This window comes from Pseudoprimorskyibacter insulae, assembly GCF_900302505.1.
GTDB classification, from domain to species: Bacteria; Pseudomonadota; Alphaproteobacteria; order Rhodobacterales; family Rhodobacteraceae; genus Pseudoprimorskyibacter; species Pseudoprimorskyibacter insulae.
The window spans coordinates 1083070-1100942 of sequence record NZ_OMOJ01000001.1; the positions used below are offsets into that span (position 1 = coordinate 1083070).

A 17873-nucleotide genomic window follows, 5' to 3' on the forward strand; every position below is an offset into this window, starting at 1 on the left:
ATTCAAAGGTTGACCCACCGCCTTCACAGGCACAGACTATTCGATAGATTTTCAATGCATTTTTATCGAGGTCATTATGTCACCGAACCTCAATTTATACGTGGCGTCGGTCGACGTCTTGCAAGACAAACTTGGCACCCAGAAAAAGGGGCTTGAGGCGGTCAAATCCAGCCTGAGCGTGCTGGGCAATTTCGTCGATGCCGTCAAACGCGCGGCCAAGGATGCCGACGAGGTTAAGCTTGTTGCCAATGATCTGCGCTATGTCGCCAAGATCATGAAGCTGTTCCCGCCCTCAAAAGCCCTGGGGACAACGCTGGACAAGTTGTTGGATCAGGTCGCCGATAAGGCGGATGAGATCTCGAAACTGCTGAAATCGCATAGCACCAAGCTGGATGTCTTCGGCAAGGCGATATCCGTGGCCAAGCTGACGACCCAAGGGTTTCTGGCCGATGTGCTGAACGATCTGGGCGATCTGAACGCGACTGAGGCCAGCCTGAAAGACCTGCAAGCCGCCATCGCCGAAGACCCCGCCGGGCTGGACCCGAAGACGCAAGCAGGCATCGCCGCGATGGAGGCAGTCTTTGCCGAACTTATCGCCAAGTTTCCCGAACAAGCCTTGGAGGAGGCGACATCGGCGGTTCAGTCCATGGAAACCGCGCTGGCCCCTTATGGCGCCATGGCGGCGTCGATGTCGGAGGTGCTGGGCGGGCTGGGCGCGGTCAATGGCATGTTGTCGGGCATTGGCGATCCGCTGTCCAAGGTAACCGACGCGCTGGACCCTCTGCTTTGGGTTCTGGACAAGGCCGATGCGGTGATCGACGCGGTGGTTGGCCCGGTGCTGGACCCGATCATGGATGCCATCGGCATTGATAAGCTGCTGGACCATGTTGATAAACTGATCGGTGGGGCCTTCCCTGACATCGCGCTGCTGGATCCGCTGAACGGCATGTCGGCGGATTTTCCGACGATCTTCGGGTCTGAGCCGGATTTCGAACAGCCGATGACCACACGGATCAAAGCCGCCTATGGCGCGCGCGACGATCTGCCCGGCACCGATCCCAAGGCGTTTCTGGCCTCGCGGCTGTTTGGCGAAAAGGGCTTTATCGCCGAGCTACTGAACACTGATGGGCACACCGGCACCGATGTGATGCTGGGCCGAAATGACCTGATCTTTTGGCGGTCTGACCTGTCGGGCAACGCGGGCAGCGATGTGCTGTCTGCCGGGATCGGGGATGACACGCTGACCGGCGGTCTGAATGACGACATCTTCATCAATGCCAGCGGCGATGATTCCATCCTTGGTGGTGCTGGGTTCGATGCGCTGTTCACGCTGGCCCCGTTGTCGGAATTCAGCTTTCAGGCCGAAACCAAGGGCAGCGGCACGACCGAGGAAAAGATCCTTTATCTGACCCATCTTGGCGGGCTTCTGGGCCTTGGGAATTTTGGCGCTGACACGATTTCGAACGTGGAAAGTTTCGTGTTTGGCCAGACCGTTGTGACCTACGATCAGCTTTCGACCGCGCTGGTGGTTGACTATGCCCAGTCCAATGAACGCAACGGCACGCCTGATGGTGATCTGATAATCGGCGGCGATCAGGCGGATATTCTGCGCGGGCTTGGGGGCGATGACATTCTGATTGCCTCGGCCGGGGGCGATACATTGGATGGCGGGTCCGGCACCGATACCGTGGACTATAGCGGCTATCCCGGCGGGGCGGTGCGCGCGGCGCTGTCCGCCGCCGATCAAGCACGTCTGGGCAATATGTCGGACGAACTGAGCGGCATCGAAAACCTGCTTGGCTCGCAATATGATGACCTGTTGGTGGGCGACCATCAAGACAACCGCCTGAATGGCGGGCGCGGCGCAGATACCATTGCCGGGCAAGCGGGTGCTGATGTTCTGGTGCTGGGACGCGGGGATGCCAACTATGTCATCGGCGGCACGGGTCACGATACGATCGAGGCCGCTTTCGGCCAGACCCGCGCCTTGGCGGGAACGGGCAACGATCGCTATGTTTTTGGCGACCAGAACGCGGCGGACCTGATCTTCTATGCGCTGCGCGACACGCCCTTGCTGGGCGGTGTGTCGGCCACGTCGCTTTCGGCTTTGACCAATGCCGATCCGTCGAACGAAATCCCGTATCGCATCGTCTATTCCGGTAATCAGACCGCTACGGCAACCGTCAAGAAATACAGCCAATCCGGCGTCTTGGTGGGGACGGATAGCGTACAATCCAACGCGGGCAATATCATTGGCACGGACCGGAATGATGCCTTCACCCTTGGCCCCTATTTCGCGCTGTTCGATGGCGGCGCGGGGCATGATAGCTTTACCGGCAGCACCTACAACCTGCGTGACCGCACGCCCGATAGCTTGGATGTGCCCGAGGGCCTTCGGGCCTTTGGCGGCGCGGGGTCGGATACGTTCACCACCTACACGACCGAAGAAAGCTTTGTCGGCGGGTCAGGCAATGACCGCTATGTGTTTCTTGAGGATCGCGACGCCCCGTCTGATCTGTCTGCCCCGACCGATGACCGTCAGGTGTCATACTTCTTTGGCGGCGACGCACCCACCAGCTTTGGCCAGATGACCGGCACCTATGATGCCGAATTGGACCGCATGGTCTATGCCCCCACCGCCCTAGGCAGTTTCGACGCCGGGGCGCTGGCCGATGATGGGGTTGATACGCTCGATCTGTCACACGCGGTGCGCTACTGGCTGATTGACATGCCGAACGGGTTGGCGACGTCCAAGGATTACATCGGCCCGGATGGAATCGCGCCCTTTGGGGCGACCGACAACCGGATCCGGTTCTTTGGCGTCGAGACCGTGCTGACCGGCCCAATGAACGATTGGCTGGTGCATGGCGATACCAACCTGATCTTCTGGGCAGGCGAAGGGCGCGACACGATCCTGCCCGGCTTGAACGGCGGGCTTGGCAATCTAGAGGCGCATGGCGGACAGGGCGACGACAGTTTTACAGCCGGGCTGGGCGTGGACACGCTCTATGGCGATGCCGGCAATGACTTTCTGCGCAACGATGGCAACCAATCCAATCAGGCGCTTCAGCGCGAACACCTTTATGGCGGGGACGGCAATGATTTCCTGACCGTCGGCAGCTCGGCCCGCAACTACAGCGGTGTGCTGACCGATTTCCACGGCGGCGCGGGGCAGGATTTCGGTGAATTCTACCTTGGCAGCAGCGACGCCATTCAGGTGTTCATCGGCGATGGCACCTATGATCTGAACGGGTTTGGCGGGGCCTTTGACGGGATGGAGGGCGTGATCATCCACGATGCCACCGCCCTGATCAGCGGCGCGGCCAATGCCGATGCCGTCCAGACCGGCGATGGCGACGACACGCTGTATGGCGCGGGCGGCAATGACATCCTTGTGTCGGGCAAAGGAGTCGACCGGCTGTTCGGCGGTGAAGGCAATGACATCCTCGCGCCGGGGCCGGGCAGCGGCTACGTCGACGGCGGACCGGGCACCGATACGCTGATGCTGCACGGGCGGTTGGATTACATCGCCGGGCAGGGCGTGTCTTTGCGCGACTCGCTGCGGAACTCGGAAAACTGGCTTCTGGACCTTGGAACTGCCTCGCTGACCTCGGGCAGTGATCGCGTCAACTATTCCCGGATCGAACGGTTCGTCGGGGGTTGGGGCGATGACACAATGATCGGCGCCTACACCAATGACTATTTCGACGGCCACGGTGGCGACGATTCACTTGACGGAAGCTCGGGCCACGACACGTTGATTGCCGGTGCGGGCGATGACACGCTCAAAGGCGGCATTGGCGATGACGTATTGGCAATGGGCACCGGGTATGACCAATTTTTCGGCGGTCCGGGCTTTGACACGTTGCAGGCCGATGGCGCGATGGACGATGTCGTGCTGCGCGGTCTGATGGGGCAGATCACAGGATCCGTCACCACCGCCTATGAGGTCGCGCCGGGCGTTGGCATTTACACCTATGTCACCGAAATCGCCGCAACCACGTTCGACGGCATCGAAGGCTTCGTCCTGTCGCGTGGCAACGATGATGGCGAAGGATCGGAATACAGCGAAACGATCTCGGGCGGGCTTGGCGATGACACGCTGCGGGGCCTCGGCGGTGGCGATACCCTGCTGGGCGGTGAGGGCGATGACCTGCTGATCGGCGGCGGCATCAGTGATCTGCCGCGCATGGTGCGCATTGACCAAAGCAGCGGGCTCAGCGGGTTGCGGATCGATGCCTTCGACCAGATGCCGACCCAATCCCTGACGGTTGAAATGATGGTTCAGGCCGAACCGCCCGTTCAGAAATACACGTTGATGTCCTATGCGGTTGCCGGGTCGACAAATGAGTTCACGATTATAGTAGACCCAAGCCGCACTTGGCTTGAGGTGATCGTCAACGGCAAGTCCAACGTGACCGGGGTGTCCTTCTTTGATCTTTATGACAGCCCGCATCGCCTGTCGGTCACGTGGTCCTCGTCGGGGTTGATCGCCATTTAATTCGACGGTGACAAGAAATGGTCAGCCACGGGGCTTGCCAATGCGACTGGGCCAATCTCCTCGGGCGGGGTGCTGATTTTCGGACAGGATCAAGACGGCACCACCCCCGGCGGCGGTTTTGATGCCGCGCAGGCCTTTACCGGCACGATGGGCGATATCCGCCTGTACAATGGTGTCCGAAACGAGGTGGATATCATCACCACCCAATGGCTGAACGGCGGCACAGGCGATAGCTTGGTGGCCAACTGGCAGTTCGAAGGCGACACACTTGCCCAGCAAACGGCCACCGGCGCCGCGCCCCTGACCGGCTTCGGCTCGGTCACGGTGCAGGACAAGCGCACTGGCGGCGTTGATACGTCAGATTATCTGGACGGCGGTGATGGCAATGACACGCTTTATGGCAATGCTTGGTCTGACACGCTGATTGGCGGTGATGGCGACGATCAGCTTTATGGCGGCGATGGTACGGGGGATCTGCGCGACGTGCTGTATGGCGGCGCGGGGAATGACACGCTGGATGGCAGCTACGGCAATGACGAATTGCGCGGAGACGCGGGCGATGATGTGCTGCAAGGCGGAGCCGGGCAGGACACGCTGATTGGCGGCACCGGCCATGATCGCCTGACCGGCGGTTCCGGGCCAGATGACCTGGGCGATGAGCTTTATGGTCAGGATGGCAACGACACGCTGGATGGCGGCGCGGGCAATGACACCATGTACGGCGGCGAAGGCAACGACCATATGTCGGGGGGCGGCACTGGCAATGACAGCATGACCGGCGGCGCGGGCAACGATACGCTTTACGGCAACGCGGGCTATGACACGATGATCGGCGGCGATGGCAACGACCTGCTGGTCGGGGGCACTGAAGCGGGCGATCTGCGCGACGATCTCTACGGCGGAAATGGCGATGACACGCTGGACGGCGGCTATGGCAATGACCAGCTACGCGGCGACGCGGGCCGGGATGAGATCACGGGCGGCTTTGGCGAAGACACGATCATTGGCGGCACCGGCAATGACACGCTGACCGGGCAGGCGTTTTCAGACCTGATCTTTGGCGGCGATGGCGACGATTTCATCAACGGCGGGTTTGGCTTTGATCGGGTGAATGGCGGGGCCGGGGCCGATGCCTTCTATCATCTGGGCGTGGCCGCGCACGGGGCCGATTGGGTGCAGGATTACGACGCGGCCCAAGGTGATGTGCTGCAATTTGGCGGGGCGGCGACGCGCGACCAGTTCCAGATCAATCTGGCCAGCACAGCCAATGCGGGCGGCGCGGCGCAAGAGGCGTTCATCGTCTACAAACCCGATGGGCGGGTCGTCTGGGCCTTGGTCGATGGCGGTGCGCAGGATCAAATCCTACTGCAACTGGGGCAGAGCACGTTTGATCTTATGTCATAAAGGTTTGGTGTCGAAGCGATAATTCTAACCCTACAGGGATGCGCTGATTATTATTTCACAGTTTCATGAAATTGTGAAATAAGGCGCTTAAGCTGAGCCCATGCCGGATTCGGCAGGACGCAAGAGGTTTGCCGTGGACGCGCATCTGACCAAACTCAGCACCTTGGCCCACGAAGGGCGCATGTCGGTGTTCCGCCTGCTGGTGCGGCGCTACCCCGATGCTGTGGCTGCGGGGCAATTGGCGGCAGCACTGGGGATCAAGCCCAGCACCCTGTCGATGCATCTGTCGGCTTTGGCCTCGGCCGGGCTGATCGAGGCGCAGCGCAGCGGCACCTCGCGGCTCTATCGTATGGACATGGCCGGGTCCGAGGATCTGGCCCGCTATATGTTCGCCGATTGCTGGAAAGGGCGGCCATTGCTTGGCCCGGCCAAGCCTGCCCAGACCCATTGGAATGTTCTGTTTCTGTGCACCGGAAACTCCGCCCGGTCGCTCATGGCCGAGGCGCTGCTGCGCGATCTGGGGCGGGGTCGATTCAGCGCCTATTCGGCTGGCACCCACCCGTTTGGCCAGCCCAATCCACGCACCATCGCCCTGTTGCAGGGCAAGGGGCATGACACATCCTTTCTGGCGTCCAAGCAAAGCACCCTGTTCCAAGGGCCAGACGCGCCGCACATGGATTTCGTCTTTACCGTCTGCGATCAGGCCGCCAACGAAGATTGCCCGGCTTGGGATGGCCAGCCGATCAGCGCCCATTGGGGCCTGCCCGATCCGGTCAAGGCCACGGGGTCGGACGCCGAAATCAGCCTTGTTTTTCAACGCACCTACGGGGTTCTGCGCAACCGCATCGCGGCTTTTGCGGCCCTGCCAATCGAAACGCTAGACCGCATTTCGCTGCAAGCGGCGGTCGATGATTTGGCCCATATGGGCAAAGGGGACATGACATGACAACATATGCACTCAACGGCCTTGGCCGGATGGGCAAGCTGGCGCTGCGCCCGCTGCTGGAAAGCGGCGCGACGGTGAAATTCATCAACGACGCAGTGGGCGATGCCGCGATGCATGCGCATCTGCTGGAGTTCGACACCGTGCATGGCCGCTGGCCCGCCGAATTCGCCGTCGAAGGCAATGATATCCTGATCGACGGCACGCGTATCCCCGTGTGCACGACTAAGTCGATTGCCGATCTGCCGCTGGACGGTGTGGATGTGGTGATTGACTGTACCGGCGTATTCAAAACCGCCGAAAAGCTTCAGCCCTATTTCGATGCGGGCGTGAAGAAGGTGGTGGTGTCTGCCCCCGTTAAGGAGGATGAGGTTGCTAATATCGTGTACGGGGTCAACGACGATACCTACGATCCTGCCAAGCATCGCATTGTCACGGCGGCATCCTGCACGACCAACTGCCTTGCGCCCGTGGTCAAGGTGCTGATCGAAACCTTCGGCATCAAGCACGGCTCGATGACCACGATCCATGACGTGACCAACACGCAAACCATCGTGGACCGTCCCGCCAAGGATCTGCGGCGCGCGCGCTCGGCCCTCAATTCGCTGATCCCGACAACGACCGGTTCGGCCACGGCGATCACGTTGATTTACCCGCAGCTCAAGGGCAAGCTGAACGGCCACGCGGTGCGGGTGCCGTTGCTCAATGCCTCGCTGACCGATTGCGTGTTCGAGCTGGAGCGTGAGACGACAGCAGAAGAGATCAACGAAGCATTCAAAGCCGCCTCGGAAGGGGCGCTGAGGGGCATTCTGGGCTATGAAACCCGCCCGCTGGTGTCCTGCGATTACACAAACGACCCGCGCAGCACGATCATTGATGCGCCCTCGACCATGGTGATCAACGGCACGCAGGCGAAAATCTATGCGTGGTATGACAACGAATGGGGTTATGCCAACCGCTTGGTGGACGTGGCCCGCATGGTCGGAGCCTCGCTGTGAGCAAACCTCAGGGCCTTGCGGCCTACATCGCCGTCACAGCGGCCTATTGGGCCTTTATGCTGACCGATGGCGCCTTGCGGATGCTGGTGCTGCTGCACTTCCACACGCTGGGCTATTCGGCGGTGCAACTGGCCTATCTGTTTGTGCTGTACGAAATCGCGGGCGTTCTGACCAACCTGTCGGCGGGTTGGATCGCGGCGCGGTTTGGCCTGACCAGCACGCTCTATGCGGGGCTATCGCTGCAAGTGGTGGCGCTGTTGGCGCTGACGCAGCTTGACCCCGAATGGGCGATTGGTGCCTCGGTCGCATATGTGATGGTCGTGCAGGGCGCGTCGGGCGTGGCCAAAGACCTTGCCAAGATGAGCGCGAAAAGCGCGGTCAAGCTGCTGGCCCCCAAGGGGCAGGGCGGGCTGTTCAAATGGGTGGCCGTGCTGACGGGATCGAAGAACGCGGTTAAGGGGCTTGGCTTTCTGCTGGGCGCGGCACTGCTGGCGCTGGCCGGGTTCAACGCGGCAGTTCTGGGCATGGCGGGCGTGCTTGCGGTGATCCTGATCGCCGTCGCGCTGCGCATGCCTTCGGGCCTGCCTGCCGGACGCAAAGACGCCAAATTCCACGAGGTGTTTTCCAAGAACGCCAATATCAACTGGCTGAGCTTTGCGCGGGTGTTTCTGTTTGGCGCGCGGGACGTGTGGTTTGTGGTCGGCATTCCGGTTTATTTCTACGCCGTGCTGTCGGACGGCACGGAAGAGGGCAACCGCGCGGCCTTTTTCCTGATCGGCAGCTTCATGGCCGTCTGGATCATCCTTTACGGGCTGGTTCAGGGCATGGCCCCGCGCATCCTTGGCGCGAAATCACGTCCCGAAGGCGCGATCATCGCCGATGCCCGCCGTTGGGCCGCGATGCTGGCCGTGGTTCCGGCGCTGCTGGCGGCGCTGGTCTGGTGGGCCGGTGCGCCGCAGCTTTGGCTGACGGTCACACTGGTTGCGGGGCTTTTGGTGTTCGGGGCGCTGTTTGCCGTGAACTCATCGCTGCATTCCTACCTGATCCTTGCCTTCACCAGCGAGGACCGGGTCAGCATGGATGTTGGGTTCTACTACATGGCCAATGCGGCGGGGCGGCTGCTCGGCACGGTGCTGTCTGGTCTCAGCTACCAAATCGGCGGGGTTGCGGCGTGTCTGGCTGTGGCTGCGGTGATGCTGGGCCTCAGTGCAATCGGGGCGGGGCGATTGCGTCAAACCCCTCTCGCCCCGCAAGGCTGATCGCGCTATTGCTATAGCATGAGCGAGACAGGTTTTCTGGGAATCGATTGCGGTGGCACGAACTGCCGGGTGGCCTATGCCAAGGCCGGTCGGCGCGTGGACTACATCGGCAACGGGGCGAATTTCACCACCGACCCCGATGGCTGCGCGGAGGCGATTGTCGAAGCCTGTCAGGGACTGGCCGACAAGGCCGGGATCGCCCTTTCCGAACTCTGCGATGCCTACGCCTATCTGGGCGTTGCCGGGATCGTGACGGACATAGACGCCGCCGCGTTGTCCCGCGCCTTGCCCTTCCGCCGATGCAAGGTCGAAGACGACCGGAGCGCCATGGCGGTCGGGGCGCTGGGCGACAAAGACGGGTTTGTCGTCGGTCTTGGTACCGGGTCTTTCGTGCTGCGCCGCGCCGGTTTGCGGATTGATGGCATCGGCGGCTGGGGCCTGATCCTTGGGGATGAGGCATCGGCGGCATGGCTGGGCCGTGGGCTGTTGTCGCGCAGTCTACAGGCGCAGGACGGGCTGTTGCCGCACACCGCGCTGACCCGTGCGATCTTGGATGAATTTGGCGGCGCGGCGGCAATCGTTCGCTTTGCCCGCACAGCGCACCCGCGCGAATTTGGGCGTTTGGCCAAAGGCCTGTCCGGCGCAGCTGTGGCGGGGGATGGCACTGCGAAGGCGCTGATGCAAGAGGGCGCAACTTGGATCGGGCGCGGCCTTAGGGCGCTTGGCTGGCAAGCCGGCGGACGGGTGGTTTTGCCCGGCGATCTGGGTGCGGCCTATGTGCCGTTCCTGCGCGATGAGGTGCAGGGCTGCGTGACGCCTGCCAATGGACCGGCGGTTGAAGGCGCATTGGCCTTGGCCCGGCAGCACGCATCGGCATGACCCTATTCCTAACCGCAGATCAGGTGTTCGACGGCACATCGCTGCGTCCCCGCGCCGTGGTCGAACTGACCGGGGATGAGGTCGTCGCCGTACATGACGCGCCGCCTGAGGGCGCATCGGTTCAGGATCTGGGCGCGGGCATTTTGGCCCCCGGCTTTGTCGATCTACAGGTCAACGGCGGGGGCGGTGTGCTGCTGGGCGACCGAACAGATGCCGCGGCGCTGCGGTTGATGATCGACACCCATGCAGGGCTTGGCGCGACGACGATCCTGCCGACGCTGATTACCAACACGCCCGAGGTCACCCGCGCCGTACTGGACGCCGCTATTGAGTTGACCGCCCAAGATCCGCGCTTTGCGGGCGCGCATCTGGAAGGCCCGCATCTGTCGATCGCCCGCAAAGGCGCGCATGACGGGGCGCTGATCCGCGCCATGACGGATGAAGACCTGACCGCGCTATGCGATGCGGCGCAGCGGCTGCGGGTGCTAAAGGTCACACTCGCGCCGGAAAGCGTGCGGCCCGATCAGGTGGCCACACTGACCAAGGCGGGCGCGCTTGTGTCGCTGGGCCATAGCGATGCCGATTCCGGGGCCTGCGCTGCGCTGGTTCAGGCGGGTGCGCGCTGCGTGACCCATCTGTTCAACGCTATGTCACAAATGACTGGTCGCGCGCCGGGGCTGGTTGGAACCGCGCTGAATGATGGGCGCTTGCATACCGGGCTGATCGCCGACGGGGTGCATGTGGACCCGGCAATGATCGCGCTGGCGCTGCGGGCCAAACAGGGGCCGGGGCGGCTGTTTCTGGTCAGCGATAGCATGGCAGTCGCCGGTACGGACGCCGCCGCATTCACCCTCGGCGGGCGGGACATCCTGCGCCGCGATGGGCGGCTGACGCTGGCGGATGGCACTTTGGCCGGGGCGGATTTAAGCATGGACCGGGCGCTTCAAGTCATGGTGCAGGATGTGGGCTGCCCGCTGGAGGAGGCGCTGCAAATGGCAACCTCGGTGCCCGGCGATTTGATCGGATCAAAGGCAGGGCGTTTTATGGCAGGCGCACCTGCCGATATGGTGCACCTGACCAATGATTTTCGCCTGAACGCCGTCTGGAAAAACGGCGTTCGGATCTAGTTCATATCTTCCAGTAAACGCCCATGTTTGCGTGTTTGAACAAGCACATCGCCAAAGGTTTTCATCCCGCGCGCTTCCAGCATGGGCAGCATGCGCACCAGAACTTCGGCGGTGGCCTGCGCATCCCCCAGCGCGGTATGGCGAAGCTGCGGCGGGATGGTGATATCGAGCCGGTCGCAAAGCGAATCCAGCGTATGGGTTTCCGACGCGCCAAACAGGACCGCCGACAACAGCACCGTATCCAGGATCGGATGATCCCAGACCACACCCATATCACGGGCGTGGCGGCGTAGAAAAGCCATATCGAACGGGGCGTTATGGGCCACAATGACAGCATTTCGCGAAAAGATGTGAAAGCTCATCCCGGCCTCAGCGATACGCGGCTTGCCTTTGACCATCGCATCGGTCACGCCATGCACCTTAGTGCTGGAGGGCGGGATCGGCATGCCGGGATCGACCAGTTGGTCGATGCTTTCGCCAGTCACGATCCGGCCATTGATCACCCGCACGGCCCCGATCTGAACGATTTCGTCCTTATGCGGCAAAAGCCCTGTGGTTTCAGTGTCGAAGACCACATAGCTCAGGTCGCGCAGGGGGGTATCCTCTAGCGCGCGGCCGGGTTTTTGATCCAGCAGGTCGAAGTCATAGACGATGGGCCGGGCCGCATCGGGGCTGATCCGGGCCATGGCATCGTCGATCACCATCAGATAGCCACCGCCATCCATCGGCTTTAGTCGCGCGGAATAGCTTTGGCGGCCATCGGCGCTTTGTGCTTCCAAGCTGACCTCAAGCCCGGATTTGTTCATTTTGCTGCGGGCAGCGGATAGGCTTTGGGCGTTGAAATAGTCGTAGATTGAGGCGTTTAGGCGCGGTACGTGAACCTGCGCCAGAACCTCGGCGGCTTGTCCATCGTACAGAACGATCTGGTCGTTCTGGCTGACCAATATAGTGGCCACGGGGATTTCCGTCAGCAGCGCCGTCAGTTGCGCCTTTTCCCGCGCCAGCCGGGCGGTTTCGGTGGCAACGACCTGCGCGGTCGACATGGCGCTTTCGTTCAATTGCCGCGCCACCGCATCGGCGGCGGGGGCCAGATCGCCCAAGTAGCGGGCGGCATGGGTGTTGACCGATTTGTCCACCTGCGCATGGGCGCGGGTCCGCATTTCCGAGGCCAAACGCTCAATCGGTTTGGCGACGTTTTCATCGAACAACAGCCAGATGCCCGCCGTCAGTCCGACGATCAGAAAGCTGGACAGGATGCCCGCAAAGACAAACCCATTGGTCGCGCCCGATCCGGCCACCCGGCCATGACCCACATAAAGCGCGGCCCAAACCACGACGATCGACCCGGCGGCCAGCAGGATGAAGAACAAAAAGATGCGAAGGCGCAGGCTGAGGCTAGACAGTGTCATCACGCGCCCCCTTTGCAGGCGGTGGTGACGATGGCGTCATCGGCAGGCACCTGTTGCCAGACCGGCTTGGCGTTGGTTTCGCCCGGTTCAGCCCGTTCGCCGGTTTCGCAATTGACCAGGATCATCACCGATTTCGGAGTGGTCCAGCGGTCATACAAATAAAGCGGCACCTCTTTGATTGCGGCGCTGCCCATCAGGGCCTGCGTGTTCGCCCGATCCTGCGCCACGAAGCGGTCGACATAAGGCCAGACATAGGTCCAAGGGCGGTACATCGCGCGGTTTTCCACCGGATGCACGACGACAGTGCCTTCGGGCAGGGCCGCCTGAGCGCGGGCATACCAGCCGTATTCGTTGAACACGGTCACGCCGAGCATGGTTAAACCGGCGGCGACAGGCGTCACCCAGCGCGGCAAACGGCGGCCCGTCAGACGGTTCAGGCCAATGGCGATGCCAGCCGCGCCAACCCCGGCGATGACCACCGCAAGCAATTCGAACAGCATGTTTCCTCCTCCCCCTTATTCGGCCTGCTTATCCAAGCATGCCTCGGCCGTGGCCGATAGATGATTGCAGCGTCTTTACCACGACGAAAGCGTCACGCAGATGACTTCTGTCAAAATCTGACAGGTCTGCGGGCGCAAGGTAATTGTCAGGCGCTTTGCCAGCTTTGATTTGCGTGGCTTGATGCTCCAATCGCGCCTCTGCGATCAAGTCATAGGCATCCAGCAAATCACGCCCGCCCGTTGTGCTTAGAACACCTGCGGTGATCGCAGCCTCAAGGCGGGCGCGGGTGTTCACCTCGGTCAGGCGGCCTTGCAGCGCATAGACCCGGCCCAGATCGACGACGGGCACGACGCCGTTGTGCTTCAGATCCAGCTGGTTTTTGTGTTCGCCCGATTTGATCGTGGCAAAGCCGCGCAGCAGCCCCAAAGGCGGCGTGTGTTTCAGCGAATTTCCCACCATATGCGCAACGAAGATCGAGTTTTTCGACGCGGCCTTGAGCGTGGTTTCCTGCAAATCCTCAAACAGGCCGACCGCGCCGCCGATGGGACGCAGGTCAAACATGACCGAGGCCAGCATCTGCGCTTCGGGGTCGGGCTTGTTGATCCAGCGGTCGAAATAGTCACGCCAAACGCGCACCGGTTGGCACCAGCGGTCGGCGGTCGCCATCATATCGCCGGGGCAATAGACGTAGCCACAGGTGTTCAGGCCATCGCAGACGAATTTCGCCAGCTTGCGGAAATAAGGCATGTCGCCCGGCGTGACGTCATCCGACAGCATCAAACAGTTGTCTTGGTCCGACACACCAGTCTGCTCTTGGCGGCCTTGGCTGCCGCAGGCCAACCACAGATACGGGACAGGGGGCGCGCCGAACTGCGCCTCGGCCAAGGCCAGCAGGCGACGGGTGCAAGTATCGGCAATATCGGTGATCAGGCGGGTTACGACCTCATGCCGGCTACCACCTGCCACAAGTTGCACCAGCAGTTTGGGAATGCGGGCGGTGACGCGGGCCATCGCCTCGGCGTCATTGGCATGGGCGATTTCCGACACCAGCTCGGCCGAGGATACGGCCTGAAAGCGCGTCAGGTCGGTTTGCGTGACGATGCCCACCAGAATGCCGTTCTCGGTCACGGGGACGTGGCCGATGCGGTGTTCCATCATCGCGTGCAACACGTCCGAGCCGATGGCCGACGGGGGCAGGGTAAAGGGGTTGGCCGTCATGATCCGGGCGACGGGGGTGCTTAGGGGCAGGCCATCGCCAACAACCCGGCCCGACAGGTCGCGGATGGTTATGATGCCGCGCAGCTCGGCGGCTTCGGTCACACATAGCGACGAGATCCGCGCATCGCGCATCATCCGCGCGGCGGCCTGCACGCTGTCGCCGGGGGCGATGGTCAGGATGTTCTGCGCCATCAGCGTTTCCACGCGGGTCGAGGCCAGATCATTGGTCTTTTCGCGCGGCTTGCGCGACCGGTCAAAGAACTTGGCGGCTGCGTCTTGGGTTTTGATCAGATCGTAGAACTGCGCCTTGGGCAGCAGCAGAATGACGGTATCGGCCATGGCGCGGGCCGAGGTGGCGGCCACGCCGTCGCGGGTCAGGCCGCGTTCGCCGAATGAATTTCGCGGGCCCAAAAGCGATACGGGTACATCGTTTTCGTCGCAGACCTCAACCTCGCCGGTGTGGATCAGATGCAACCCTTCCAGCGGGCTTCCCAGATCGTAGATCATATCGCCAGCGGCAAAGGCGCGGGCCACGAAATGCGGCACCAGCGCGTCCAGCGTTTCGGCCTCCAGCGCATCATAGGGGTGCACGGCGGTCAGGAAACGGCGCAGATCTTCGGATGAAATCGGCATGAAAGCTCCAAAAGGAAAAGAAAAGGTCCCGACCAGTGTGAACCGGGCGGGACCGCGATTTAAGAGGGCGGGCCGTCGCAGGTGGCGGCCCGAACGCCGATCTTAGTGATCGACTGCGGCCCCGGCACCACGCGGAACGCGGATCATTTCAACCAGGTCCTGAATCTCGGCCGGCGGCTCTTCCGACGACTTCGAGACAAAGTAGGCCACGGCGAAGTTGATCAGAGCACCGATCGAACCGAACGAGGTCGATTTGATCGACAGCAGCAGCGGGTCAGCATCGGTGAAGCTGTTGGTGCCCGGCACGAAGAACCAGCCCTTGTGCAGGAAGATATAGACCAGCGTCACACCCAGACCGGCCAGCATGCCAGCCACAGCGCCCTTGTTGTTGATGCGCTTCGAGAAGATGCCCATCATCAGCGCCGGGAAGATCGACGATGCCGCAAGTCCGAAGGCCAGCGCCACGGTTTGCGCGGCAAATCCGGGTGGGTTCAGACCCAGCCACGTTGCCACCGCAATCGCCACACCCATTGCAATACGGGCAGACAGAAGTTCGCCTTTTTCCGAAATGCTTGGGTTGATCTGCGATTTGATCAAGTCGTGCGATACTGCAGACGAGATTGCCATAAGCAGACCAGCCGCCGTCGACAGAGCAGCCGCAAGACCGCCAGCCGCGACCAGGGCGATCACCCAGCTGGGAAGCTGTGCGATTTCCGGGTTGGCCAGGGTGATGATGTCGCGGTTCACGTCGAATTCGTTCTTATCGCCGTCAGCCACATAGTCGATCAGGCCGTCGCCGTTCTTGTCTTCGAACTTCAGCAGACCGGTCTGTTCCCAGTTCTTCACCCAGTCCGGACGCGCTTCGTACGCCAGCGGAGCCGAGGTGGTGCCGTTCGGGTAGACAGTGTCGATCAGGTTCAGACGGGCCATTGCGCCCACAGCCGGAGCCGTCAGGTACAGCAGCGCGATGAAGACCAGCGCCCAACCAGCCGAGGAACGGGCGTCCGACACCTTGGGAACGGTGAAGAAGCGCACGATCACGTGGGGCAGGCCGGCAGTACCGATCATCAGCGACACGGTGAACAGGAACATGTTCAGGGTCGTGTCTTTCTGTTTGGTGTACTCGGCAAAGCCCAGATCGTTCAGCAGACCGTTCAGGGTGGTCAGCAGCGGCTCGCCGGTCGACTTGGCGTCTGCGAACAGACCAAGCGGCGGCAGCGGGTTGCCGGTCAGTTGCAGCGAAATGAAGATCGCCGGGATGGTGTAGGCGATGATCAGAACGACATACTGAGCAACCTGCGTATAGGTGATGCCCTTCATGCCGCCCAGAACGGCGTACATGAACACGATGGCCGCGCCGATGAACAGGCCGGTCGACACTTCCACTTCGAGGAAGCGCGAGAAGGCCACGCCCACACCGGTCATCTGACCGATAACATAGGTCAGCGATGCGGTGATCAGGCAGATAACGGCCACGGTACGGGCGGTCTGGCTGTAGAAACGGTCGCCGATAAACTCAGGCACGGTGAACTTGCCGAACTTACGCAGGTAAGGCGCAAGCAGCATGGCCAGCAGCACGTAGCCACCGGTCCAGCCCATCAGATAGGCCGAAGTGTCGTAGCCGCCAAAGGCGATGATACCGGCCATCGAGATGAACGATGCGGCCGACATCCAGTCCGCGCCGGTTGCCATCCCGTTCAGAACGGGGTGAACGCCGCGGCCGGCTGCGTAGAATTCCGAGGTCGAGCCCGCACGGGCCCAGATTGCGATGCCGATGTAGAGGGCGAAAGTCGCGCCGACCACCAGCAGGTTAAGTGTAAACTGATCCATTGGTCTCTCTTTCCGCTCAGTCGTCGACGCCGTATTCTTTGTCGAGCTTGTTCATCCGCCAGGCGTAGAAGAAGATCAGCGCCAGGAAGACGATGATCGACCCTTGCTGGGCAAACCAGAAGCCCAGGTCGGTGCCGCCAACTGCGATGCCGGAAAGGGCCGGGCGCAGCAGGATGCCGAAGCCGAAAGAAACAACAGCCCAGATCACAAGGCTGATGATGATGATGCGCACGTTTGCGGCCCAATAGGCCTTATCGTCGTGCGAAGATTGGTCCGCCATGGCGGGTCCTCCTCTTCCTCCTGAAAAGCCCCCTTTTTGGGGAGGCGGGGAAAGGCCGCGGCTTACGCCGTGGCCTCCGATACAATCGCGCCAAGCCCGGCGGCGATGTCTTCGATAGCGCCCATTGCGTCGATCCGCTTCAGGGCGCCCTTAGTCGCGTAATAGTCGATCAGCGGCGCGGTCTGGGCGTGATAGGCCTCCAGACGGCTGGCCACGGTTTCGGCATTGTCGTCGGCGCGGCGCTTGAACTCGGTCTGGCCGCATTTGTCGCAAACGCCGTCCTGTTCGGGCTTCTTAAAGCTATCGTGATAGCCTTCGCCGCAGTTGCCGCAGGTGTAGCGGCCCGAAATCCGCGTCACCATCGCCGCGTCATCCACATCAAGGCTGATGGCGGCGTTGATCTTCTGCCCGCTTTCGCCCAGCAGCGTGTCCAGCGCTTTGGCCTGCACGGTTGTGCGGGGGAAGCCGTCAAGGATCACGCCCTTGGCGGTGTCCGCGTCGCCCAGACGGTCGCGCAGAATGGCGATCACGATGTCATCGCTGACAAGATCGCCCGCTTCCATCACGGCTTTGGCTTTCTTCCCGGCCTCGGTGCCTGCGGCCACTGCGGCGCGCAGCAGATCGCCGGTCGACAGTTGCACCAGCCCAAAGCTGTCTTCCAGCATGCGGGCCTGGGTGCCTTTGCCGGCCCCGGGGGGGCCAAGCAAGATCAGTACGGGGGCTGCGGTCATGGTCATATCCTCCATTAGATCAATCCCTTATGCGCGGTTCATTCTGTTATCGATGAGGTCATCGACGACGGAAGGGTCTGCGAGGGTGGAGGTGTCTCCGAGAGCGCCGTAGTCGTTTTCGGCGATTTTGCGCAGGATGCGGCGCATGATTTTGCCCGAG

General features: G+C 61.8%; 13 protein-coding genes. 7 read left to right on the forward strand and 6 right to left on the reverse strand.

Annotation, left to right across the window (positions count from 1 at the left end):
• Positions 1-76: 76 nt before the first annotated feature.
• From PRI8871_RS05505 to nagA, 7 genes are all read left to right on the forward strand, one after another.
• The gene (locus PRI8871_RS05505; RefSeq protein WP_108885140.1) at positions 77-4501 is read left to right on the forward strand and encodes a hypothetical protein; all 4425 of its coding nucleotides are present in this window, start codon (positions 77-79) and stop codon (positions 4499-4501) included.
• Between the two features lie 69 nt (positions 4502-4570).
• Positions 4571-5905 (forward strand): calcium-binding protein, encoded by a 1335-nt coding sequence (locus PRI8871_RS05510; protein ID WP_108885141.1) that lies wholly within the window; start codon positions 4571-4573, stop codon positions 5903-5905.
• Positions 5906-6038: 133 nt separating this feature from the next.
• Positions 6039-6851, forward strand: a complete 813-nt coding sequence (locus PRI8871_RS05515; RefSeq protein ID WP_108885142.1) for an arsenate reductase/protein-tyrosine-phosphatase family protein — start codon at positions 6039-6041, stop codon at positions 6849-6851.
• Positions 6848-7846 (forward strand): ArsJ-associated glyceraldehyde-3-phosphate dehydrogenase, encoded by a 999-nt coding sequence (locus tag PRI8871_RS05520; protein ID WP_108885143.1) that lies wholly within the window; start codon positions 6848-6850, stop codon positions 7844-7846. Before PRI8871_RS05515 ends, PRI8871_RS05520 begins: the two co-directional genes overlap by 4 nt.
• Entirely contained in the window at positions 7843-9105 is a 1263-nt protein-coding gene (arsJ, locus tag PRI8871_RS05525; protein ID WP_108885144.1) for an organoarsenical effux MFS transporter ArsJ, read from the forward strand. The genes PRI8871_RS05520 and arsJ overlap by 4 nt, the downstream gene beginning before the upstream one ends.
• An 18-nt stretch (positions 9106-9123) precedes the next feature.
• On the forward strand, positions 9124-9984 hold the full coding sequence (locus tag PRI8871_RS05530; protein WP_108885145.1) for a glucosamine kinase nucleotide-binding domain-containing protein: 861 nt from the start codon (positions 9124-9126) through the stop codon (positions 9982-9984).
• Entirely contained in the window at positions 9981-11111 is a 1131-nt protein-coding gene (nagA, locus tag PRI8871_RS05535) for an N-acetylglucosamine-6-phosphate deacetylase (protein ID WP_108885146.1), read from the forward strand. Before PRI8871_RS05530 ends, nagA begins: the two co-directional genes overlap by 4 nt.
• Here nagA and PRI8871_RS05540 read toward each other — a convergent pair.
• From PRI8871_RS05540 to PRI8871_RS05565, 6 genes are all read right to left on the reverse strand, one after another.
• On the reverse strand, positions 11108-12520 hold the full coding sequence (locus tag PRI8871_RS05540) for a 3'-5' exonuclease (protein ID WP_108885147.1): 1413 nt from the start codon (positions 12518-12520) through the stop codon (positions 11108-11110). The two genes, nagA and PRI8871_RS05540, sit on opposite strands and share 4 nt — an antisense overlap.
• Entirely contained in the window at positions 12520-13020 is a 501-nt protein-coding gene (locus tag PRI8871_RS05545; RefSeq protein WP_108885148.1) for a hypothetical protein, read from the reverse strand. Before PRI8871_RS05545 ends, PRI8871_RS05540 begins: the two co-directional genes overlap by 1 nt.
• Positions 13021-13048: 28 nt before the next feature.
• Positions 13049-14872: a DUF294 nucleotidyltransferase-like domain-containing protein gene (locus PRI8871_RS05550; protein WP_108885149.1), complete on the reverse strand. Its 1824-nt coding sequence runs from the start codon at positions 14870-14872 to the stop codon at positions 13049-13051.
• Positions 14873-14974: 102 nt separating this feature from the next.
• Entirely contained in the window at positions 14975-16702 is a 1728-nt protein-coding gene (locus PRI8871_RS05555) for a sodium:solute symporter family protein (RefSeq protein WP_108885150.1), read from the reverse strand.
• A gap of 16 nt (positions 16703-16718) precedes the next feature.
• Positions 16719-16982: a DUF4212 domain-containing protein gene (locus PRI8871_RS05560; RefSeq protein WP_108885151.1), complete on the reverse strand. Its 264-nt coding sequence runs from the start codon at positions 16980-16982 to the stop codon at positions 16719-16721.
• A 62-nt stretch (positions 16983-17044) separates the two neighbouring features.
• Complete coding sequence (locus tag PRI8871_RS05565; protein WP_370741868.1) at positions 17045-17713, reverse strand: adenylate kinase; 669 nt, start codon at positions 17711-17713, stop codon at positions 17045-17047.
• Between the last annotated feature and the right edge of the window lie 160 nt (positions 17714-17873).

Coding starts and splice junctions, on each gene's coding strand:
- PRI8871_RS05505 (WP_108885140.1), top strand. CDS start 77: ATGTCACCGAACCTCAATTTATACGTGGCGTCGGTCGACGTCTTGCAA.
- PRI8871_RS05520 (WP_108885143.1), top strand. CDS start 6,848: ATGACAACATATGCACTCAACGGCCTTGGCCGGATGGGCAAGCTGGCG.
- PRI8871_RS05530 (WP_108885145.1), top strand. CDS start 9,124: ATGAGCGAGACAGGTTTTCTGGGAATCGATTGCGGTGGCACGAACTGC.
- nagA (WP_108885146.1), top strand. CDS start 9,981: ATGACCCTATTCCTAACCGCAGATCAGGTGTTCGACGGCACATCGCTG.
- PRI8871_RS05540 (WP_108885147.1), bottom strand. CDS start 12,520: ATGACACTGTCTAGCCTCAGCCTGCGCCTTCGCATCTTTTTGTTCTTC.
- PRI8871_RS05545 (WP_108885148.1), bottom strand. CDS start 13,020: ATGCTGTTCGAATTGCTTGCGGTGGTCATCGCCGGGGTTGGCGCGGCT.
- PRI8871_RS05550 (WP_108885149.1), bottom strand. CDS start 14,872: ATGCCGATTTCATCCGAAGATCTGCGCCGTTTCCTGACCGCCGTGCAC.
- PRI8871_RS05555 (WP_108885150.1), bottom strand. CDS start 16,702: ATGGATCAGTTTACACTTAACCTGCTGGTGGTCGGCGCGACTTTCGCC.
- PRI8871_RS05560 (WP_108885151.1), bottom strand. CDS start 16,982: ATGGCGGACCAATCTTCGCACGACGATAAGGCCTATTGGGCCGCAAAC.
- PRI8871_RS05565 (WP_370741868.1), bottom strand. CDS start 17,713: ATGACCGCAGCCCCCGTACTGATCTTGCTTGGCCCCCCCGGGGCCGGC.